Source organism: Streptomyces sp. RPA4-2 (genome assembly GCF_012273515.2).
In the GTDB taxonomy this organism is placed as follows: Bacteria; Actinomycetota; Actinomycetes; order Streptomycetales; family Streptomycetaceae; genus Streptomyces; species Streptomyces kaempferi.
In genome coordinates, this window is sequence record NZ_CP050975.2 from 7,043,376 (window position 1) to 7,064,204 (window position 20,829).

A 20,829-nucleotide genomic window follows, 5' to 3' on the forward strand; every position below is an offset into this window, starting at 1 on the left:
TGGTCCAGTTGGTCAACAAACCCTGTGTTCGTCGTCACCTCGCCCTTGGAGGTTCACATGAAAACGCCCGAACAGAAGAACAAAGAACTGGTACTGAACGCGTTCGACACGCTTTTCGGCAAACGTGAATATGCGGCAGCCGAGGAGTTCTGGTCGGACGATTACGTTCAGCACAGCAGGCACATCCCGCCCGGCCGGGAAGGTCTGTTCGGTCTCGTCCGCTCCCTCCCCGAAACGCTGCGCTACGAGAACCAGTACGTCATCGCCGAAGGTGACTACGTCATGCTCTACGGCCGCTACTCCGGAATCGGAGCTCCCGCCGCCTCGGTGGTGGCCGACGTGGTCCGCATCGAGAAGGGAAAGCTCGCCGAGCACTGGGATGTCTGGGAGGACGAAGCCACCCGCGCCGAATCCGCCGGCGATGCGCCGATGTTCGGTGACGAGTTCCCTCCCGGCCGATGAGCGGCAACCGCTCGATGTGAGCGGGAGATCTCCATGCGAACTCAGATCGCGCACCGACGAGTTTCCCGCGCCGCGCCGGTCTGTACGCGCGAGACCGACTCACGGAAGGCTGGCGTCATGCGGAAACTGATCTACGGCATGAACCTGACCCTGGACGGCTACATCGCCGCGCCCGGCGACGACATCGGCTGGAGCGTGCCGAGCGACGAGCTGTTCCAGTTCTGGTCCGACCAGTTGCGGGCGACCGACCTGTCGCTGTACGGGCGCAAGCTGTGGCAGACGATGAGCTCCTACTGGCCGACCGGCGACCAGCGGCCGGACGCCACCCCGGCGGAGATCGAGTTCGCGCGCCGCTGGCGGGACATGTCGAAGGTGGTGTTCTCCTCGACGATCGACAAGGTCGACTGGAACACCCGCCTGGTCACCGGTGACGCGGTCGCCGAGATCACCCGGCTCAAGGCCGAGGACGGCGGCCCGATGGACATCGGCGGCGCGACGCTCGCAGGAGCGGCCATGCGGGCCGGGCTGATCGACGAGTACGTGCTGGCCACCGCGCCGGTCCTGGTGGGCGGCGGCACGCCGTTCTTCGCCGGGCTGGACAGCTGGGTGAACCTGAACCTGGTGGAGACGCGTACGTTTCCCTCCGGCGTGATCCTGACCAGGTACGAGACGAGGCGCTGAGCGCCCGTCACGAAGGTCGACAGGTGCCGTGACCCCAGTCTCCCGAGGCGGTTGCTCAGAGCCAGTCTTTCCGCTTGAAGATGACGTACAGACTGGTGCAGACAACCGCCATCAGGACGATGGCGAAGGGGTACCCGAGCATCCAGTGCAACTCCGGCATCCGGTCGAAGTTCATCCCGTAGATCGTCCCGACCAGCGTCGGCGCGAACAGGATCGCCGCCCAGGAAGAGATCTTCTTGATCTCCTCGTTCTGTTCGAAGCCCGCCTCGGCCAGGGCGCGCATCTCGGCGTTCTGCTGCTGGGTGACCAGGGTCGCGTTGACCGTGAGGATGTCGGCGAGGGCCTGGCGGAAGCCGTCGACGCGTTCGCTGGTGTGGGTGACGTGGTCGGCGACGTCGCGGAGGTAGCGCTGCAGCTCCTCGTCGGTGCCGTACTTGGCGAAGCCGGCCATCAGGGCGTGCAGCATGCCGACCAGTGGACGGGTGGCCCGCTGGAACTCGACCATCTCGCGGGAGAGTTCGTAGATGCGGCGGGAGACCGCGGGGTCGCCGCGGAAGACCTCGGTCTCGATCTCGTCGATGTCGTTCTGGACGCCGGAGACGACGGGCACGTACCCGTCGACGACGGAGTCGAGGATGGCGTAGAGGACGGCCTCCGGACCGAGCTTCAGCAGCTCAGTGGTGTCCTCCATCCGGCGTCGCACCGCGGAGAGGTCCGGCGCCGCGCCGTGCCGGACCGTGATCAGGAAGTCGGGGCCCACGAACACGTGCAGCTCGCCGAAGTCGACCTCCTCCAGCGCGTCCAGATAGCGCGCGGCGCGCAGTACGACGAAGAGAGTCTCGCCGTAGCGCTCCAGCTTCGGACGCTGATGCGCCTCCATCGCGTCCTCGACGGCGAGCGGGTGCAGGTCGAACTCGGCGGCCAGAGAGAGGAGTTCGGCCTCCGTGGGGCGGGCCAGGCCGATCCACGCCATGCCGTCCGGCTGGTCGCGCAGCTCACGGAAGGTGTCGGCGAGGGACCCGGGCGTCGAGACGCGTACGCCGTCGCGGTACAGGGCCGCCTGTACGACGCTGCCGGTGTCGGAGAGTTCCGTCGCCGGCGGGTCGGGGCTGGGCGCCGGGGGTGTGACGGGGGGCGCGGCTTAAGCCGCGTTGAGGGCGCGCCGCCAGACGGACTTCTTGCCGTTGCTTGAAGCGGCCGGGCGGGGGCGTCGCTCGGACATTGCCGCTGCCTCCCATGTCGGTCCGTACGTGTGGGTGATCACCGAGCAGGATATACGGGTCAAATGTCACGGGTAGGGGGCGGGCGTGCCGACCGGGTCCAGGCTCGCCGGGAATCGCGGACAGAAGGTGTCCGCAAGCCTCGTTAGCGTGCGGGACATGACGAGGACGAACGGCACGACGGCGGGCTCCCCGGAGGGGCGCGGCGCCGAGGCGTATGGCGGAAGTACGCATACGGACGCGCAGGCGATGGCGCAGCCGGGCGCGCCCACGAAGGCACGTGCGAAGACACATGCACAGTCTCATGTGCGGCCACATGCGACGGCGCGCGCGGGCAAGGCCGCCCCCGGCGTGCCCGTGCTCGGCCCCCGTGCCCTCAACCGCGCGACCCTGGAGCGCCAGCACCTGCTGCGCCGGTCCGCCGCTCTCACCGCCACGGAGGCCGTCGGGCACCTCGTCGGTCTCCAGGCGCAGAACGTGAAACCGCCGTACTACGCCCTCGCCGCGCGCCTCGAAGGGTTCTGTCCCGGGGATCTGTCGACGGCCATGGCGGACCGTGCCGTCGTGCGTATCGTCACCCTGCGCTCCACCATCCACACGCACACGGCCGACGACGCGCTCTCTCTGCGCCCGCTCGTGCAGGCGGCCCGGGACCGGGAACTCCACGCCTTCCGCAAGGGGCTCGTGGGCGTCGACCTGGAGCGGCTCGCCGTGATCAGCCGTGAGCTGGTGGAGGCCGAGCCGCGCACCATGAAGCAGCTGCGGGAGGAACTGCTCGCCGAGTGGCCGGACGCCGACCCGTTCGCGCTGTCGGTCGCCGCGCGCTGCGGGCTGCCGCTCGTCCAGGTCACCCCGCGCGGACTGTGGGGCCGCAGCGGCCAGGTCGCGCTGACCACGGCCGAGCACTGGCTCGGCCGCCCCGCCGAGCCCACGCCCGCTCCCGACGCGACCGTGCTGCGCTACCTGGCCGCCTTCGGGCCCGCCTCCGTCAAGGACATGCAGACCTGGGCGGGGCTGACCCGGCTCCGGGAGGCGTTCGAGCGGCTGCGGCCACGGCTGGTGACGTTCCGCGACGAGAAGGGGGTCGAACTCTTCGATCTTCCGGACGCGCCCCGCCCGGACGCGGACACGCCGGCCCCGCCGCGTCTCCTGCCCGAGTTCGACAACCTGCTCCTCGCGCACGCCGACCGCTCCCGTGTGGTGCCCGCCGCCCTCAAGGGGCGTACCTGGGCGGGCAACCAGGCCTACCGCGCCCTCCTCGTCGACGGATTCCTGGCGGGGGTGTGGCGGCAGGACGGGAACGTCCTCACCGTCGAACCCTTCGGCAGGCTCACGAAGGGGCAGCGGGACGAGGTGGTCGGGGAGGCGGAGCGGATGCTCCGGGTGATGTCCGGTGACGGGTCGTACGACATCCGTTTCGGGACGGTCACCGGGTAGGTCCGCCTCGGACGCGCCTGCGGGGCCCTCCGTGGACGCGCCCGCCGTGTGCGTAGGGCGTGCGTCTCCGCCGGATGCGCGCGCCGTACTCGCGCGCCGTACTCGTCTGTCGTACCCGCGTGTCGTGACGGGTTGTTGGAACAGGGGGCGTTGCGGGCCGCTCGTGGAGGCCCGCAACGCCCCCTGGTCTGTGCCTGAGCGATGCCCAGGAGTGGTCCGGTGACTACGAGTTGATCTGCGTCTTCACCAGGTTCGAGAAAGTCGTCAGGCGGGTGTACACGCCGGGGTATCCGGCTTCCGCGCAGCCGTTGCCCCAGGACGTGATGCCGGCCAGCACACCGCCGATGAGCAGCGGGCCGCCGCTGTCGCCCTGGCAGGTGTCGGTGCCGCCGTTGGTGTAACCGGCGCAGACCATGTCGGAGGCCACGTAGTCGGAGCCGTACGAACTCCCGCAGCTGGAGTCCGAGACGATCGGGACGGTCGCGGTGCGCAGCTGGTTGGAGGAGCCGCCGTTCTCCGACGTGGTGCCCCAGCCGACGATGCGGGCGGTGGTACCGGCCGCGTACACGCCGGTGTTCGTGGAGGCGACGTACGACGCCGGGGTGTACGACATCGACGTCGACAGGGTCAGCACGGCCACGTCGTCGCCGTTGGTGGCGTCCGTGTAGCCGGGGTTGATCCAGATCCTGCCGACCTTGCTGACGGTGCCGTTCGTACCGTTGAGGTACGTTCTGCCGCCGACTACGCGGACACTGCTCGTCGTCTCGCCGACCATGCAGTGGGCGGCGGTGACGACCTTGTCGGCCGCGACCAGGGTGCCCCCGCAGAACTGGTTCTGCGAGGCGTCCGTGATCTGCATCATGAACGGGTACGCGGTCGTGGTGGTCGTCGTGCCGCCGACGATCGGCCGGGGGGCGGCGACGGCGCCCGGCGCGCACAGGAGAGCGGTCGTGGCGGCGGCGGCCGCCGCCGTACACAGAGCGGCTGTCTTCGTGGCGCCTTTGAGCGCGAACATGGATCTCCTCAGAAGTTGCCGGTGGGGGGACGCACGGGTGTGGGGGGTTGGACACGGCGCCTGCGGGCAGACGCCGTGTGCCCGAGCGAGCGGCACGACGCTCACGCTAGAAGCGGGAGCGTTCCGCTTCCAAGGGGGGAACTCCCTAGCGGAGTTGGAGGAGGGAAAACCCTTGGCCGCACGCACCGGGGTTTAGCGTAAGGTCCGGCCCCTCCTGACAGCCCGCACCGCCCCGCACGGCGTCACCCGCACCCACCGGACGGCCCGACCGGCCCCGGTTCGAAGGGTGATGACAGGAAGTCGGCAACGGGGTGCGGCGCCCCGAAGTGTCCTGACGGCCGGCGCGCCACCCCGTACGCGGATTCATCCGTTCCGGCGCCGCGCCGCCAGCCGGACGATGTCCACCCGCGACCGGATCCCCAGCTTGCGGTACACCCGGGTGAGCGTGGCCTCCACGGTCTTCACGCTGATGAACAGGCGCGCCGCGATCTCGCGGTTCGTGGCGCCCTCCATGACGAGTGCGGCTACCTGACGCTCCGTCGCCGCGAGGCTGTCGAGCGCGGCGGGAGCCAGCGCGGCCGGTGTGGGGCCGGTCGCGGTCGCCGTCGCGGTCGCTCTCTCCACCTGACGCAGCCAGGGCAGCGCGCGGCAGCGGCGGAACAGCCGGGTCGCCTCGTCGTACGAGGTCGGGCCCGGCCGGTGGGTGCGCACACCGGCCAGGGCGTACGCGGCGCGGGCCTCCTCCAGCCCGTAGCCCAGCTTGCCGAGCCGGTCCTGCGCCGCGGTCAGCTGCCGTACGGCGGCACCCTGTTCGCCGCGCGCCGCCCGGACCAGCGCCTCGGCCCGGTCGAGCACCGCGAGCACGCTCTCGCGGCCGAGCCGCAGCGCCCGCGCCCGCGTGGCGTCGATGACGTCCTGCGCCTCGACCGGCTCACCGATCCGCACCAGCGCCTCCGCGAGGTCGCCGTGCCAGCGGCCGCGGGCCGGGTCGGTGATCCCGAGCCGCTCCTCCAGCTCCCGTACCCGGCGCAGGGACCGGACCACCGCCACGGAGTCCCCGGCGACCAACTGGGCGTGCCCGAGGGCGCCGAGGGCGCGCGAGAGATAGACCAGGTCGCCGTCCTCCTCGGCCCGGTCCACGGCCTCCCGCGCGAGCGTGAGCGCCCGGTCCACGTCGCCGCCCGCAGCCTCCGCGAGCGAGGTGAACATGGCGGTCGCCGCCTCGCCGATCCCCGTGTCGCGGGCCAGCCGCAGGCTCTCGCGGGCCAGGTCCAATGCCCGCCCGCAGTGTCCGGAACGCAGCTCGGTCTCCGCGAGCCCGCGCAGGAAGTGCAGCTCGCTCTCGACCATCCCGCGCCGCCGCACCTCGCGCAGCAGGGCGGTGATCGTGGTGCGCGCCTCGGCGAGCTGGTCGCCCATGATCAGCCAGCGGAAGCGGACGGCGCCGGCGCCGTTGTGATCGCACGCCACCCGGGGGTCCTGCGGCTCGCGCAGCGCCCGCTGGATGGTCGCGGGCGCGCCCGGGTGCCCCATCAGGGTCTCCATCTGCGCCTGGAAACCGAGCGCGAGGAGTTCGGTGGGCCGGTCCCCGGCGCGGGCGGCGAGCTGCGCGGCGATGGCGGCCTCCTCGCGGCCCTTGGTCATCTCGCCCTCGACCAGCAGCGCCCGCCAGGCGAGCTGGTAGCGCACGAGCGCGAGCAGCCGCGGGTCGTCACCCGCGTCCGCGAGTGCCTGCGGGAAGACGGCGTCGACCTCGGCCATGGCCTGCCCCGCCGCGTCGATGACGACCATCCAGGCCCGTACGCGGTCGGCCGGCGCGGTGACCCGGCGCAGCGTGTCGCGGGCGATGTCCCGCGCGAGGTCCGACTCCCCGGCGGTCAGCGCGTCCTCGGCCGCCTGCAACCGCCGCTCGTCCGGGCCGGGGTCGGCGTCCGCGGGGGTGTGCCGGGCGGCGAGCAGGCCGAGCCCGGCGGCGACCGACGGCGCGCCGCGGTCCCGGGCCGCGGCCGCCGCCTCCCCGAGCCGCGCGGCGACCTGCGGATCGGTGCCGGTCGTGGCCAGGGCGAGGTGCCGGGCCCGCTCGATGGGGTCGGAGGCCGCCGTGGAGAGCGCGACGTGTGCGGCGCGGCGCTCGGCGGCGCTCGCCTCCGCGTACAGGGCGGCGGAGATGAGGGGATGCGCGAAACGGATACCGGGTGTCTCGCGCTCGGTCGCCAGCAGTCCGAGCGAGGCCGCGTGCGCGGTCTCGGCCTCGGCGTCCTTCCGCCCGGCCGCGTGCAGCAGCGCCACCGTGGGGCGGGCTCCCGCGCTCGCGACGAGCAGGGTGCGGCGCGCCTCGGCGGACAGCATCTCCAGACGGCTGAGGACGAGCGCCCGCAGCGAGGTCGGTACGGGCAGCGAATCACCGGGGCTCGGCCGGGTCGGGCTCTCGGCGAGCGCGCGGCCCAGCTCCAGGGCGAAGAGCGGGTTGCCGCCGCTGGTGCGGTGGATGTCGCGGACGGTGGAACGCGACAGCCCGGTGTGGCCGCGGTGGCCGAGGAGTTCGGCGGTCTGCGCCCGGGAGAGCGGGTTGAGCCGCACGGCCAGGGTGTTCGGCGGGGACGCGCGTAGAAAGGGGTCGTGCTGTTGGTCCTGCGGATCGGTGTCGGTACGCACGGCGCACAGCATCCGTACGGGCATCTCGCCGAGCCGGCGGGCGGCGAAGCCGAGCAGCTCGGCGCTGGCCGGGTCCAGCCACTGCAGGTCGTCGGCGACGATCAGGACGGGGCCCCGCGCGGCCAGCGCCCGGAGCACGGAGAGGACCGCGAGCCGCAGGGCGAGCCCGTCCCGTTGCAGCGTCGACTCCCCGCGGCCGGTGAGGGCCGATTCCAGGGCGGTGCGCTGCGGTGCGGGCAGCCGGTCCGAGACCGTGTCCACCACCAGACCGAGCAGGTCGGTCAGCGCGAGGAAGGGCAGATGCGATTCGGACTCGGTCGCGGAGCAGCGCAACACGGTGTGCGCCGATTCGGCGCTTTCCGCGGCCAGCGCCCGCAGCACGGTCGACTTTCCTATTCCGGCGGGGCCGTGCACCAGCAGGCTGCCTCCGCCGGCGAGCTGCTCGCGTGCCGCCGCGAAGAGCTCCTCCCGGCCGATGACCAGGTCGGGGCGGGGTCTCGCAGGTTCCTTGAAGTCCCCTCGCACGGTCACCGCTCCCCTCGCATGTCGTGTCCGGGCCAATGTTAGGCAATAACTCTTTGAATTTCGGACTCTCGGGGTGGTGAGGGAAATAACAGGAGCTATGCATAGGGTATTTCAGAGCGCGCCCCATTGAATGGAACGCCCAGGACGCCCACCGCCCGCAGAACCGTCGCCCGGACAACAGCCCCTCCTACGGCAGCAGTCCGACGCGGCGGGCCGCGATCACCGCCTCCCAGCGCGTGTGGGCGCCGAGCTTGCGCATCGCCGACCGCAGATATCCCTTGACCGTCTCCGGGCGCAGTCCCAGCCGCTGTGCCGCGCTTCCGTTGGTGGCCCCGGCCGCGACACAGGCCAGAACGTCGAGCTCGCGCGGGGCGAGCCCGACGTGCGGTCTGCCGGGCTCGGGGGCCCCCGCGCCGGCCAGGCGCCCGCACACGTCGAGGAGTTCGGCCCGCAGCGCCGGGTCGCCGATACGCGGTGCCAGCGCCCGCAGCGCCCCGTGCGCCTCCCGCACCTCCTCCCACGCGGCGCTTCCCGCCACCGGCTCGGGTTCCCGCGCGACGGCCAGCAGACCCCGCGCCTCGTCCCGTACGACCAGCGCCTGCTCCACGTCCCGGGCCGCGGCCACGGCCGCGCCGAGCGTGCGGTCACCCAGGGGCTGCGCCGTCCGCAGGGCGCCGTACAGCACGCCGCGCACCCGGCGGCGTACGACCACGGGCACCGCCAGCACCGAGCACAGTCCCTCGGTGGCGACCGCCCCGTCGTACTCGTGGCTGATCTGCCGCGAGGCCGAGTAGTCCGTCACCGCGCAGGGCCGCGCGAGGGCCACCGCCTTGCCGCCCAGACCGTTGCCCGACGACACCGCGAGCGCGCTGAGCGCGGGCGTCGCCGTGCCGCTGAGTTCGCTGATGCGCACCTGAGCGCGCCCGGGCTCGACCAGGCCGCCGAACGCGACCGGCAGTCCCGTGGCGCGCCGCAGCCCTACCAGCGCGGCGCGCATCTCCACCGCGTCGGCCGCTTCTGCTGCCACCTGTTCGCCCCTTCGTCGCGGCGCACCCCCGTTCGGGGGTAGTGAGACCTCCCTAACGGAATACACGATGTTAGGCGGTGGTCCGGCAACGAGGAGGACACATGACGGTGACGACGGACGCGACGGAGCGATTCCGCGCCGCGCGGGACTTCCTGCTGGAGCACCGGGAGGACTACGCGACGGCGTACCAGGGCTTCGAGTGGCCGCGCCCGGACTCCTTCAACTGGGCACTCGACTGGTTCGACGTCATCGCGCGGGGCAACGACCGCACCGCCCTGCACATCGTCGAGGAGGACGGCGCGCGCGCCGAGTTCTCCTTCGCCGCGCTGTCCGAGCGCTCCGACCGGCTGGCCAACTGGCTGCGCGCGCGGGGCGTCCGCGCCGAGGACCGGATCCTCGTCATGCTCGGCAACCAGGTCGAGCTGTGGGAGACGGCCCTCGCCGCGATGAAGCTGCGCGCCGTCGTCATCCCGGCGACCACCCTGCTCGGCCCGGCCGATCTGCGTGACCGCGTCGAGCGCGGCCGGGTCCGGCACGTGATCGCGCGCGCCGAGGACACCGCGAAGTTCGACGAGGTGCCCGGCCGGCACACCCGGATCACGGTCGGCGGCGGGCGGCCCGGCTGGCAGTCGTACGAGGAGGCGTACGCCGCCGACGCGTCGTTCGAGCCGGACGGTGTGACCCACTCGGACGACCCGCTGATGCTCTACTTCACCTCCGGCACCACCGCCCGCCCCAAACTCGTCGAGCACACGCACGCCTCGTACCCGATCGGCCACCTGTCGACGATGTACTGGATCGGGCTCAAGCCCGGCGACGTGCACCTGAACATCTCCTCACCGGGCTGGGCGAAGCACGCCTGGTCCAACCTCTTCGCGCCCTGGAACGCGGAGGCCACCGTCTTCATCCACAACTACACGCGCTTCGACGCGGGCCGGCTGCTCGCGGAGATGGACCGGGCCGGGGTCACCACCTTCTGCGCCCCGCCCACCGTGTGGCGGATGCTCATCCAGGCCGACCTGACGCAGCTGCCGACGCCCCCGCGCGAGGCCGTCGCCGCGGGGGAGCCGCTCAACCCCGAGGTCATCGAACAGGTGCGTCGGGCCTGGGGCGTCACCATCCGGGACGGGTTCGGGCAGACCGAGACGGCCGTCCAGGTCTCCAACAGCCCCGGGCAGCGGCTCAAGACGGGCTCCATGGGGCGGCCGAGCCCCGGCTTCCGCGTCGAACTCCTGGACCCGGTCTCCGGCGCGCCGGGCGTGGACGAGGGGGAGATCGCGCTCGACCTGTCGGGCCGGCCGGTCGGTCTGATGACCGGCTACCACGGCGACCCCGACCGCACCGCGGAGGCGATGGCGGGCGGCTACTACCGGACGGGCGACATCGGCGCACGCGACGCCGACGGCTACATCACGTACGTGGGCCGGTCCGACGACGTCTTCAAGGCCTCCGACTACAAGATCTCGCCCTTCGAGCTGGAGAGCGCGCTGCTGGAGCACGAGGCGGTGGCGGAGGCGGCCGTCGTCCCGGCCCCCGACGCGCTGCGGCTCGCCGTCCCCAAGGCGTACGTCGTCCTCGCGGCGGGCCACGAACCAGGCCCCGACCTCGCCAAGGTGCTCTTCGAGCACTCGCGCACGGTCCTCGCGCCCTACAAACGCATCCGGCGCCTGGAGTTCGGCGAGCTGCCCAAGACGGTGTCGGGCAAGATCCGCCGGATCGAGCTGCGCGAGGCCACGGCCGCGGGCTCGGACGCCGAGTACCGCGAGGAGGACTTCCGGTGACCGAACCCGCCTACACGCACGGCACGAGCGGGACCGCTCTGCTGGGTGACACGATCGGGGCCAACCTGGACCGGACGGTGTCGGCCTGGCCGGACCGGGAGGCCCTCGTCGACGTGCCCTCGGGGCGACGCTGGACGTACGCCGCGTTCGCCGCCGACGTCGACCGGTTGGCGTACGCGCTGCTCGCCTCCGGCGTCGCCAAGGGCGACCGGGTGGGGATCTGGGCGGTCAACTGCCCGGAGTGGGTGCTCGTCCAGTACGCGACCGCTCGCATCGGCGCGGTCATGGTGAACATCAACCCCGCCTACCGCACCCACGAGGTCGAGTACGTCCTCCAGCAGGCCGGCATCTCGCTGCTCGTCGCCTCCCTCCGTCACAAGACCAGCGACTACCGGGCGATGGTCGAGCAAGTGCGGCGCAGCTGCCCGCAGTTGCGGGAGACCGTCTACATCGGAGACCCGAGCTGGGACGCGCTGATCCGGCGAGGAACGCCCGATCTGTACGAGGACTTCCGGACTCGCGGGAGCGAGCTGTCCTGCGACGACCCGATCAACATCCAGTACACCTCGGGGACCACCGGCTTCCCCAAGGGGGCCACCCTCTCCCATCACAACATCCTCAACAACGGCTACTTCGTGGGTGAGTCGATCGCCTACACCGAGCAGGACCGCGTCTGCGTCCCCGTGCCCTTCTACCACTGCTTCGGCATGGTGATGGGAAATCTCGCGGCGACCTCGCACGGCGCGTGCATCGTCATCCCGGCCCCGTCCTTCGACCCCGCGGCGACGCTGCGCGCGGTCCAGGACGAGCGCTGCACCTCGCTGTACGGCGTCCCGACCATGTTCATCGCGGAGTTGAACCTCCCCGGTTTCGCGACGTACGACCTGTCCTCGCTCCGCACCGGGATCATGGCGGGCTCGCCGTGCCCGGTCGAGGTGATGAAGCGGGTGGTCGCCGAGATGCACATGGCGGAGGTCTCCATCTGCTACGGCATGACCGAGACCTCACCGGTCTCCCTGCAGACCCGCCGGGACGACGACCTAGAGCACCGCACCGGCACCGTCGGCCGGGTGCTTCCGCACCTGGAGGTCAAGGTCGTCGACCCGGTGGACGGCGTGACCCGGCCCCGGGGAACCTCGGGCGAGCTGTGCACCCGGGGCTACAGCGTGATGCTCGGCTACTGGAACGAGCCCGAGAAGACCGCCGAGGCCGTCGACCCCGGCCGCTGGATGCACACCGGGGACCTCGCGGTGATGCGCGAGGACGGTTACGTCGAGATCGTCGGCCGCATCAAGGACATGATCATCCGGGGTGGCGAGAACATCTATCCCCGGGAGATCGAGGAGTTTCTCTACGCCCATCCGAAGATCGCCGACGTCCAGGTGGTCGGAGTGCCGCACGAGCGGTACGGCGAGGAGGTGCTCGCCTGCGCCATCGCCCGTGACCCGGCCGACCCGCCGACGCTGGCGGAACTGCGCGCCTTCTGCGAGGGCCGGCTGGCCCACTACAAGATCCCCAGCCGCCTGCGGATCCTGGAGGCCTTCCCGATGACGGTGTCCGGCAAGGTCCGGAAGATCGAACTGCGCGAGACGTACGCCGACCGGGACTGAGGGCTGTCCCGTGCTCCCCGGTGGCCGTCCGCCGGTCAGGCCCCCGTGGCGGTGAGTTCGTCCGCGGGGGCGTTGACCGGCTGTGGGGTGCCCGTGAGGTCGAGGACGAAGAGGGGGATCCCGAGCAGGTCGGCGCGGGAGCGCGCGTCGTCCGTGTAGCCGGCCAGCGAGAAGTAGACGCACCGGGTGGACTCGCTCATCGCCGTCAGCCACAGGCACTCCACGTCGCGCAGCGAGGCGGGGCGGACCGTCGGTTCCACCTGGGCCAGGACGCCCCGGGCCGCGAGCCCGATTCCCGACGGCGGTCGCTGGTCGGCCCTGCGGATGTCGCGGTAGCCGAGCCAGCGCAGATACAGCGCGGCGGCCGTCACGGCGTCCCGCTCGGTGCGGATGGTGACCGGTTGGAACGCCCGGCGGGGTGTCGGGTCGGTGGGGGGAAGCGGGGAGTGGCCGGGCGCGCCGCCCGCCGGGGGCGGAACGTCGGCGTGGTGGCCTTCGTCCGGAGCGGAACCGCCGTGGGAGGGGCCCTCGGCGGCCAAGCGCCGACGCGGCGCCCGCATCGGTTGCCGACGACGCCTCGGCGGCGTGCGGGGCCGTCGCCCCGGTCCCGGGTGAGGCGGGTGCCTCGGCGGCGTGCGGGGTGGGGGCCCCGGCCGTGTGCGCTGAGCGCTCGGGCGTCCCGTCCCGGCCGGGGTCCGGCCCGGCGGCGGTGCCCGGCGCGGTCCCGGCGCGCGGCGGTTGCCGTACCCCTCCCGGCCGAATCCCTCGTACCGGAACCCGCAGCACGGTCCCGCACACGCAGCCCAGTTCCGGATGGGGCCACTCGTCCTCGCGGCCGCAGGCGTCGCAGGGCACCGTCACCCAGTCGTCGTCCCAGACGCGGTGTGTCACGGGCACGGGATCCGCGAGGCGGTCGAGCGCGGGAGTGACAGGGGCGCCGCAGACGCACGGGTACGACGACGCGGCGAAGAGATGCTCGCGGCGGCAGGCCGGGCACCGCACCGGCACGTTCTCGGCCATGGCCCACTCCAGGACGTCACGTCGGGACAGCGCGTCCATCGTCCTCCAGGGAGGGGGCCGCCGACAGCGAAACGCCCCGACAGCTTCGAGACCTTCCTCCGGGGCCTTCCATCGGGCCTTCCTCCGGGCCCTTCCTCAGGGGATCCCGCCGGGCGACCGCCCTTGACGGCTCCTGGCACGCCACCTACATTGTTTCCAGATAGTAGAAGTTAGTTTCCGTAATGCGGAAGTTGATGATTGCCGCATGCGGAACGGAACGCGAAGTCATCCACGGATCACCTACGGAATCACCAGCTCTCCGCGGGGCGCGACGGAGCGCGAATCCGACAGCCGAAGCAGGAGTACTCCATGGCTCGTATGACCGCTGCCCGCGCGGCAGTCGAGATCCTCAAGCGCGAGGGCGTCAGCAACGCGTTCGGCGTCCCGGGTGCGGCGATCAACCCCTTCTACGCGGCCCTGCAAGCCGCCGGCGGGATCAGTCACACGCTCGCCCGGCACGTCGAGGGCGCCTCGCACATGGCGGAGGGCTACACCCGGACCCACCCGGGCAACATCGGTGTCTGCATCGGTACGTCCGGACCGGCCGGCACCGACATGATCACCGGGCTGTACTCCGCCCTCGGCGACTCGATCCCGATCCTGTGCATCACGGGCCAGGCCCCGACCGCTGTGATCCACAAAGAGGACTTCCAGGCCGTCGACATCGCCTCGATCGCGGGGCCCGTCACCAAGATGGCCGTCACCGTCCTGGAGGCCGCGCAGGTCCCCGGCGTCTTCCAGCAGGCCTTCCACCTGATGCGTTCGGGCCGCCCGGGCCCGGTCCTCATCGACCTGCCCGTCGACGTCCAGCAGACGGAGATCGAGTTCGACCCCGAGACGTACGAGCCGCTGCGCGCGTACCGGCCCACCGCCGGCCGCGCCCAGATCGAGAAGGCACTCACCCTCCTGGGCGGGTCCGAGCGCCCGCTGATCGTCGCCGGCGGCGGTGTCATCAACGCCGACGCCTCCGAACTCCTCGTGGAGTTCGCCGAGTTGACCGGTGTCCCGGTCGTCCCGACCCTCATGGGCTGGGGCGTCCTGCCCGACGACCACGAGCTGAACGCCGGCATGGTGGGCCTGCAGACCTCGCACCGCTACGGCAACGCGACCTTCCTGGAGTCCGACTTCGTCCTCGGCATCGGCAACCGGTGGGCCAACCGCCACACCGGCAGGCTGGACGTCTACACGGCGGGGCGCACGTTCGTCCACGTCGACATCGAGCCCACGCAGATCGGCAGGATCTTCGCCCCGGACTACGGGATCGCCTCCGACGCGAAGGCCGCCCTCGCGCTGTTCGTCGAGGTGGCGCGGGAGTTGAAGGCCGCGGGAAGGCTGCCCGACCGGTCCGGGTGGGCCGCCGCCGCGCAGGAGCGCCGGGCCACCCTCCAGCGCCGTACGCACTTCGACGACATCCCCATCAAGCCGCAGCGTGTCTACGAGGAGATGAACAAGGCCTTCGGACCGGAGACCCGGTACGTCTCCACCATCGGCCTCTCCCAGATCGCCGGCGCCCAGATGCTGCACGTCTACCGGCCACGGCACTGGATCAACTGCGGCCAGGCCGGGCCGCTCGGGTGGACCGTGCCGGCCGCGCTCGGAGTCGCCACGGCCGACCCGGAGGCCTGCGTGGTCGCGCTCTCCGGCGACTACGACTTCCAGTTCATGATCGAGGAACTGGCCGTCGGTGCCCAGCACCGGATTCCGTACATCCATGTCCTGGTGAACAACTCGTACCTGGGCCTCATCCGGCAGGCACAGCGGGCGTTCGACATCGACTTCCAGGTCAAGCTGGAGTTCGAGAACATCAACTCGCCCGAGCTCGGCGTCTACGGCGTCGATCACGTCAAGGTCGTCGAGGGCCTTGGCTGCAAGGCGATCCGGGTCACCGACCCGGCCGAGCTGGGTGCCGCCTTCGAACAGGCCAAGAAGCTCGCCGCGGAGTTCCGGGTGCCCGTGGTCGTCGAGGCGATCCTGGAGCGGGTCACCAACATCTCCATGTCGACGACGAACGACATCGGCAACGTCGTCGAGTTCGAGGAGATCGCGACCGACCCGGCCCACGCGCCGACCTCGATCAGGACGCTGAAGGTCTGACCCCGGCGAGTCGCCCGACGCCCGCGCCGACCGTACGGTCCCGCCCTCCGTGTCCGGAGGCGGGGCCGTCGTCGTCGCCGCCTCGAAGGGCGAACCCCGGTTCCGTACGGGGTCGTTCCTACGGCTCGCGACCCGAAGCCGAGGTGCCCGGCATGCTCGATGACCGGTCAGGAGGGGTTTGCGGCAAGGGAGTTGTGACCCACCGGGTGAGGGGGCTCAACCCGATCCCGATCCGGAGTCCGAGCCGCCGCCGTCGGTGTAGCTCCCGCCGCACCCGCCGCCCCAGGAGTGCGGCAGCAGCCCCTTGTCGGCCGTGCCGCCGCGTCCCACCAGCCCCGCGTCCACGGCGAAGCGCGGCTCCAGGACGGTGAGGGCCCCGGCGCCGTGGAGCGCGACCGCGAGGAGCATGTCGTGCCTCGACAGGCCCTCCCCTGCCGGTGGGCAGGGGACGCTCGGCCCGTGTCCGCCTGAGGAGGCGCCGGGCGCCGAGGGTGGGGCCGGGAGGGAAGGTGCGGAACGTTCCCGCTTCGGTCAGCTCGGTCCGCACCTGTGCGAGCGCCTGACGTACGCCCGTCCGCCGCAGCAACTCGCCCAGGCCCGCGGGGCGGTAGAGGGAGGCGTGCACGGCCCGCTCCAGCGGGTGCACCGCCCGTTCCAGCGGGTGCTCCGCGAGCGCGGGCGCCCGTGACGTCCGCATCGTGCCCGGCCGGCCGGCCACGACCGCGCCCCGCAGCCGCAGGGCGAGCACGGCGACCGTCACGGCGGCGCGGGGCCCGCCACGCACCAGGGCGACGGCATACGGATCAGGTTCCTCCGACATGCCGTCGCCCATGGCCGCCCCCCGTGTCACCTTCGGCATGAGGCCCGCCGCCCCCGTGCCGGCGGGCCTCATGTGCCGAGAATGTGCCCTCGCCCGGGGTGGGGTGAAGCCTCCGGAGCGTTGTTCAGAGCTTGATTTGAGGGTTTCGTAGGCGACGTACGTCCGGTGGCGTACACCGGTGGTGCGCGGGACTGGTCGTCACTCGGACGGGTGCTCCGACAGCCCCGGCCAGTCGTCCGGGCCGCCGCCCTGCCAGTCGATGATGTCGCTCTCCTCGACCTCGATCTCGTCCAGGTCCGCCAGCCGCAGGATCTCGACGACGTCGTCGAGGTGATAGGCGATACCGAGCGTCTCGTCCCCGGCGGTGACCCGCCGCGACCCGTCCAGCCCTGGGGCGTGCACAACGATACTGGGATAGTCCATGCCCTCAGGCTGCTGCCGACGGGACGGATGCGCACGCCGACGCACCCAGGAACGCCGGATACGGACGACGATCCCGTATCCGGCGTTCCTGGCCCGGTGAAGTACGAGGTGGTGTCCGTCCGACGGCGCGAGGCCGGGCGTGACAGCGCGGTCGCGCCGCCGGACGGGGCTGGGGGCCCACCGTGATCCGGGGGCCGTGGCGCGGGCCGCACCCGGGAGGTGGGGCGGGGACCGCGGCGGATGCGACGGGACCGTGGCGTCCTTCCCTCAGGTCGAGAAGGGGCTCCGGAACCTTGACCACCGCACTGGCTCGCATGCCGCCGCGGTCCCGGTCCTGCCCGGACAGCGCTGGACCACCCCTCATCCGGGTCCAACGCCGCCTCGGGCGGCCGGAGGAGAGGCTCAGTCCTCGCGCAGGGCGCGGACCGCCTCCGCCACGCGGTCGCCGTACGACGGGTCGGCCGCGTGGAAGTGGGCGAGGTTCTTCTCGACGACGTCGTCACGGGAGACCTGCGCGAGGCCGCCGGCGATGTTCGCCACGAGACGGGACTGCTCGTCCCGCGACATCAGGCGGTACAGCTCACCCGCCTGGAAGAAGTGGTCGTCCTTGGTGTGGAGCGGGGCCTCGTGCGTGCCCGTGTGGCCGTGCACGGCGAGCGGGGCCGACAACGGGCGGCCGGTCTCGGCCGGGCCGTCGTAGGAGTTGGGTTCGTAGTTCTTCGCCGCACGGCCCTGGTTGTTGGAGGCCATCAGACCGTCGCGGCCGTAGTTCAGGGCGGCCGTCGCCCTCGGGGCGTTCACCGCGAGCAGCGTGTGGTTCACGCCCAGCCGGTAGCGGTGGGCGTCCGCGTACGCGAACAGGCGGCCCTGGAGCATCTTGTCGGGAGAGGGGCCGATGCCCGGAACGAAGTTGTTCGGGGAGAAGGCGGCCTGTTCGACCTCGGCGAAGACGTTGTCGGGGTTGCGGTCCAGGACGAGTCGTCCCACGCGCCGCAGCGGGTAGTCCCCGTGCGGCCACACCTTGGTGAGGTCGAAGGGGTTGAAGCGGTAGTCCGCCGCCTCGGCCGCGGGCATGATCTGCACGTACAGCGTCCAGGACGGGTGCACGCCCCGCTCGATGGCCTGGAGCAGGTCCGTCTGGTGGGAGTTGGGGTCGTTGCCCGCGATCTCCCGCGCCTGCTCGCTCGACAGCGAGCGCACACCCTGGTTCGTCTTGAAGTGGTACTTGACGAAGAAGGCCTCGCCCTCGGCGTTCGTCCACTGGTAGGTGTGCGAGCCGTAGCCGTTCATGTGGCGGTACGAGGCCGGGATGCCACGGTCGCCCATCAGCCAGGTCACCTGGTGCGTCGCCTCGGGGGAGTGCGCCCAGAAGTCCCAGACGTTGTCCGGCTCCTGCTTGCCCGTGAACGGGTCGCGCTTCTGGGAGTGGATGAAGTCGGGGAATTTGACCGGGTCCTTGACGAAGAAGACGGGCGTGTTGTTGCCGACCAGGTCGTAATTGCCCTCCTCCGTGTAGAACTTGACCGCGAAGCCGCGGGGGTCACGGACCGCGTCCGCGCCGCCGAGGTTGTCGGCCACGGTCGAGAAGCGCAGGAACACCTCGGTGCGCTTGCCGACCGTGCCGAGGAAGTCGGCGTACGTGAAGCCCGTGACGTCGTCGGTCACCTCGAAGTGCCCGTACGCGCCCGAGCCGCGGGCGTGCACCACGCGCTCCGGGATGCGCTCGCGGTTGAACCGGGCGAGCTTCTCCAGCAGGTGCTGGTCCTGGAGGAGCAGCGGGCCGCCGACGCCTGCGGTGGCGGAGTTCTGGTTGTCGGCGACCGGGGCGCCGGACTCGGTCGTCAGCACGCGCTTCGACATCGTGGACCTTCCGTACGAGAGGGCAGCGGGGCCAGCGGAAACCTTCTTCCGCTATGTGGACCGTCCGCTTCGTGGAGCCTAGGTTTGGGGTCTATCGACGTCAACAGTTTGTTGAAGTCGATTCCGGACGGTGCCACCGCCTGGGCGCGACAGGACAGGTGTCGGCGGCGGCACCGCCCGGAAGTCTCAGAGCCGCGCGCCGGAGAGCCGCTCGACGGCCCGCAGCAGGGCGGAGTGGTCCAGGCCGCCGTCGCCCTGCGCACGCAGCGAGGCCACCAGTTGGGCGACGACGGCGCCGACCGGCAGCGCGGCCCCCACGGTGCGGGCGGCGTCCGTGACGATGCCCATGTCCTTGTGGTGCAGGTCGATACGGAAGCCCGGCTTGAAGTCGCGGCTGAGGAAGTTGTCCTTCTTGCGCGTCAGTACGGTCGAGCCGGCCAGGCCGCCGTTCAGGACGTCGAGCGCCGCCCTCAGGTCCACGCCGGACTTCTCCAGGAACACCACGGCCTCGGCGCACGCCTGGATGTTGACGGCGACGATCAGCTGGTTGGCGGCCTTCACGGTCTGGCCCGAGCCGTGCGGACCGCACAGCACGATGGTCCGCCCGAGCGCCTCGAAGAGCGGTTCGGCCGCGTCGAAGTCGGCCTGCTCCCCGCCGACCATGATGGACAGCACGGCCTCGACGGCGCCGGCCTCACCGCCGGAGACCGGGGCGTCGAGGACCCGGATGCCCTTGGCCGCCGCGGCCTTCGCGAGGTCCACGGAGGTCCGCGGCGTGATCGACGACATGTCGACGAGCAGCGCTCCGGACCGCGCGTTCTCCAGGATGCCGTCGGGCCCGTACGCGATGGCCTCGACCTGTGGGGAGGCGGGCACCATCGTGATCACCACGTCGGCGTCGCGCACGGCCTCGGCGATCGACCCCGCCGCCGTGCCGCCGGCCGCGGCCAGCCGCTCCAGCTTGTCCTGCTCCAGGGTGAACCCGGTGACGTCGTACCCGGCCTTGATCAGGTTCTCCGACATGGGGGAGCCCATGATGCCGAGCCCGATCCACGCGACCTTCGGGAGTTTGCTCATGAGGGTGCCTTTCTGACTTCTCTGACAGGCTCTGCGTCGGTGGGGCGCCGCTCAGCGGGCGGCTCGGGCCTCGGCGGGCAGCCAGTCGAAGGCCTCGGCGCTCGGGCGGTCGCCCGGCTTGTACTCCAGGCCGACCCAGCCCGCGTAACCGGACTTGCGCAGTTGCCCGAGCAGGTCGTCCAGCGGAAGCGTGCCGGTGCCCGGCGCACCGCGGCCGGGGTTGTCGGCGATCTGCACATGGCCGGTCTTCTCGGCGTACGCGGAGATCGCCTGCGGCAGGTCCTCGCCGTTCATGGACAGGTGGTAAAGGTCCATGAGGAACCTGGCGTTGCCGAGGCCGGTCGCCTCGTTGACCCGGTCGACGACGGCGACGCCGGCCGCGGCGCTCACCAGCGGATAGTCCGGTGACTCGGGCCGGTTGAGCGTTTCGATCAGCAGGATCGCGCCGATCCGGTCGGCCGCCCGCGCCGCGAGGACCAGGTTCTCCAGTGCGAGCGCGTCCTGTTCGGCCGGGTCCACGCCCTCGACGCGGTTGCCGTACAGGGCGTTGAGCGCCCCGCAGCCCAGCGACCGCGCGAAGTCCGCCGCCACGTCGATGTTGGCGCGGAACCTCTCCGACTCCACGCCGGGGATCGACAGCGCGCCCCGGTCGGGACCGGGCAGCCGCCCGGCATAGAAGTTGAGGCCCGTCAGCTGGACGCCCGCGTCCTCGACCGCCCGCTTCAGGGCGTCGAGTTCGGCGGGTGCGGGGGTGGGGGAGTCGACCCAGGGCCACCACAGTTCGACCGCGGTGAAGCCGGCCGCCGCGGCGGCCGCGGGGCGCTCCAGGAGCGGGAGTTCCGTGAAGAGGATCGACAGGTTGACGTTGAAGCGCTGCTCCGCGGCCGTGCTCGATGCAAAACCGGTCATGGGCTCGGCGCCCCCTTCCGTTTCGACAGGTCCGGCCGGTGTTCGCTCCGGCCGTTCCATTCGCTACTTAATTCCACATTGCGGAAATTCGTTTCTGCTTAATGGAAGATTGCCGCCGGGTCGCGGGGCTTGTCAAGAGGGGGCTGCCGGAAAATCGACGCCGAGCAGTAGGTT

Annotated in this window: 15 protein-coding genes and 2 pseudogenes; 6 read left to right on the top strand and 11 right to left on the bottom strand. The window is 71.5% G+C overall.

The features are described from left to right. Window positions 1-57: 57 nt before the first annotated feature. Both HEP85_RS30735 and HEP85_RS30740 read left to right on the top strand, forming a co-directional pair. Window positions 58-462: a nuclear transport factor 2 family protein gene (locus HEP85_RS30735; protein ID WP_168530788.1), complete on the top strand. Its 405-nt coding sequence runs from the start codon at window positions 58-60 to the stop codon at window positions 460-462. A 117-nt stretch (window positions 463-579) separates the two neighbouring features. Then, window positions 580-1,143: a dihydrofolate reductase family protein gene (locus HEP85_RS30740; RefSeq protein ID WP_168530789.1), complete on the top strand. Its 564-nt coding sequence runs from the start codon at window positions 580-582 to the stop codon at window positions 1,141-1,143. 55 nt (window positions 1,144-1,198) lie between these two features. Here the strand turns inward: HEP85_RS30740 and HEP85_RS30745 are convergent, their stop codons facing one another. Then, window positions 1,199-2,197 (bottom strand): magnesium and cobalt transport protein CorA, encoded by a 999-nt coding sequence (locus HEP85_RS30745; protein ID WP_369658140.1) that lies wholly within the window; start codon window positions 2,195-2,197, stop codon window positions 1,199-1,201. Window positions 2,198-2,522: 325 nt separating this feature from the next. On the opposite strand from HEP85_RS30745, the gene HEP85_RS30750 reads away from it, so the two are divergent. Further along, window positions 2,523-3,800, top strand: a complete 1,278-nt coding sequence (locus tag HEP85_RS30750) for a winged helix DNA-binding domain-containing protein (protein WP_248002128.1) — start codon at window positions 2,523-2,525, stop codon at window positions 3,798-3,800. Between the two features lie 223 nt (window positions 3,801-4,023). On the opposite strand, the gene HEP85_RS30755 is transcribed toward HEP85_RS30750, so the two are convergent. The 3 genes from HEP85_RS30755 to HEP85_RS30765 form a co-directional block, all read right to left on the bottom strand. Next, window positions 4,024-4,815: a trypsin-like serine protease gene (locus HEP85_RS30755; protein ID WP_168530791.1), complete on the bottom strand. Its 792-nt coding sequence runs from the start codon at window positions 4,813-4,815 to the stop codon at window positions 4,024-4,026. Between the two features lie 363 nt (window positions 4,816-5,178). Further along, window positions 5,179-8,001 carry an AAA family ATPase gene (locus HEP85_RS30760; RefSeq protein WP_329291282.1) on the bottom strand — a complete coding sequence of 941 codons (2,823 nt, stop codon included), beginning with the start codon at window positions 7,999-8,001 and terminating at the stop codon, window positions 5,179-5,181. A 181-nt stretch (window positions 8,002-8,182) separates the two neighbouring features. After that, a complete protein-coding gene (locus HEP85_RS30765) occupies window positions 8,183-9,022 on the bottom strand; it encodes a response regulator transcription factor (RefSeq protein WP_369657915.1) in 840 nt (279 codons plus the stop codon). A 101-nt stretch (window positions 9,023-9,123) separates the two neighbouring features. On the opposite strand from HEP85_RS30765, the gene HEP85_RS30770 reads away from it, so the two are divergent. Continuing rightward, window positions 9,124-10,803 (top strand): AMP-binding protein, encoded by a 1,680-nt coding sequence (locus HEP85_RS30770; RefSeq protein ID WP_168530792.1) that lies wholly within the window; start codon window positions 9,124-9,126, stop codon window positions 10,801-10,803. Further along, entirely contained in the window at window positions 10,800-12,413 is a 1,614-nt protein-coding gene (locus HEP85_RS30775) for an AMP-binding protein (RefSeq protein ID WP_168530793.1), read from the top strand. The genes HEP85_RS30770 and HEP85_RS30775 overlap by 4 nt, the downstream gene beginning before the upstream one ends. Window positions 12,414-12,448: 35 nt before the next feature. Here HEP85_RS30775 and HEP85_RS30780 read toward each other — a convergent pair. Together HEP85_RS30780 and HEP85_RS30785 are read right to left on the bottom strand one after the other, a co-directional pair. Beyond that, a pseudogene (locus HEP85_RS30780) lies at window positions 12,449-12,832 on the bottom strand (hypothetical protein); the annotation flags it as partial. A 343-nt stretch (window positions 12,833-13,175) separates the two neighbouring features. Continuing rightward, window positions 13,176-13,433 (bottom strand): annotated as a pseudogene (locus HEP85_RS30785) (hypothetical protein); the annotation flags it as partial. Between the two features lie 348 nt (window positions 13,434-13,781). Here HEP85_RS30785 and gcl point away from each other — a divergent pair. Further along, window positions 13,782-15,566: a glyoxylate carboligase gene (gene gcl / locus HEP85_RS30790; protein WP_168530794.1), complete on the top strand. Its 1,785-nt coding sequence runs from the start codon at window positions 13,782-13,784 to the stop codon at window positions 15,564-15,566. Window positions 15,567-15,782: 216 nt separating this feature from the next. On the opposite strand, the gene HEP85_RS30795 is transcribed toward gcl, so the two are convergent. The 5 genes from HEP85_RS30795 to HEP85_RS30815 all read right to left on the bottom strand — a co-directional run bounded on the left by HEP85_RS30795 (window position 15,783) and on the right by HEP85_RS30815 (window position 20,655). Next, window positions 15,783-15,974: a hypothetical protein gene (locus HEP85_RS30795; RefSeq protein ID WP_369657916.1), complete on the bottom strand. Its 192-nt coding sequence runs from the start codon at window positions 15,972-15,974 to the stop codon at window positions 15,783-15,785. 610 nt (window positions 15,975-16,584) lie between these two features. Further along, window positions 16,585-16,809 (bottom strand): hypothetical protein, encoded by a 225-nt coding sequence (locus HEP85_RS30800; protein WP_168530795.1) that lies wholly within the window; start codon window positions 16,807-16,809, stop codon window positions 16,585-16,587. 402 nt (window positions 16,810-17,211) lie between these two features. Further along, on the bottom strand, window positions 17,212-18,669 hold the full coding sequence (locus HEP85_RS30805; protein ID WP_168530796.1) for a catalase: 1,458 nt from the start codon (window positions 18,667-18,669) through the stop codon (window positions 17,212-17,214). A gap of 186 nt (window positions 18,670-18,855) precedes the next feature. Next, window positions 18,856-19,746, bottom strand: coding sequence for a 2-hydroxy-3-oxopropionate reductase (locus HEP85_RS30810; RefSeq protein ID WP_168530797.1), 891 nt, complete (start codon window positions 19,744-19,746; stop codon window positions 18,856-18,858). Window positions 19,747-19,797: 51 nt separating this feature from the next. Beyond that, entirely contained in the window at window positions 19,798-20,655 is an 858-nt protein-coding gene (locus HEP85_RS30815) for a TIM barrel protein (protein ID WP_168530798.1), read from the bottom strand. Window positions 20,656-20,829: the final 174 nt, after the last annotated feature.

What these genes read in the sequence shown, in the direction of transcription:
- HEP85_RS30740 (WP_168530789.1), top strand. Translation starts at nt 580, where the DNA reads ATGCGGAAACTGATCTACGGCATGAACCTGACCCTGGACGGCTACATC.
- HEP85_RS30815 (WP_168530798.1), bottom strand. Translation starts at nt 20,655, where the DNA reads ATGACCGGTTTTGCATCGAGCACGGCCGCGGAGCAGCGCTTCAACGTC.
- gcl (WP_168530794.1), top strand. Translation starts at nt 13,782, where the DNA reads ATGGCTCGTATGACCGCTGCCCGCGCGGCAGTCGAGATCCTCAAGCGC.
- HEP85_RS30805 (WP_168530796.1), bottom strand. Translation starts at nt 18,669, where the DNA reads ATGTCGAAGCGCGTGCTGACGACCGAGTCCGGCGCCCCGGTCGCCGAC.
- HEP85_RS30770 (WP_168530792.1), top strand. Translation starts at nt 9,124, where the DNA reads ATGACGGTGACGACGGACGCGACGGAGCGATTCCGCGCCGCGCGGGAC.
- HEP85_RS30735 (WP_168530788.1), top strand. Translation starts at nt 58, where the DNA reads ATGAAAACGCCCGAACAGAAGAACAAAGAACTGGTACTGAACGCGTTC.
- HEP85_RS30750 (WP_248002128.1), top strand. Translation starts at nt 2,523, where the DNA reads ATGACGAGGACGAACGGCACGACGGCGGGCTCCCCGGAGGGGCGCGGC.
- HEP85_RS30810 (WP_168530797.1), bottom strand. Translation starts at nt 19,746, where the DNA reads ATGAGCAAACTCCCGAAGGTCGCGTGGATCGGGCTCGGCATCATGGGC.
- HEP85_RS30800 (WP_168530795.1), bottom strand. Translation starts at nt 16,809, where the DNA reads ATGGACTATCCCAGTATCGTTGTGCACGCCCCAGGGCTGGACGGGTCG.
- HEP85_RS30795 (WP_369657916.1), bottom strand. Translation starts at nt 15,974, where the DNA reads ATGCTCCTCGCGGTCGCGCTCCACGGCGCCGGGGCCCTCACCGTCCTG.
- HEP85_RS30755 (WP_168530791.1), bottom strand. Translation starts at nt 4,815, where the DNA reads ATGTTCGCGCTCAAAGGCGCCACGAAGACAGCCGCTCTGTGTACGGCG.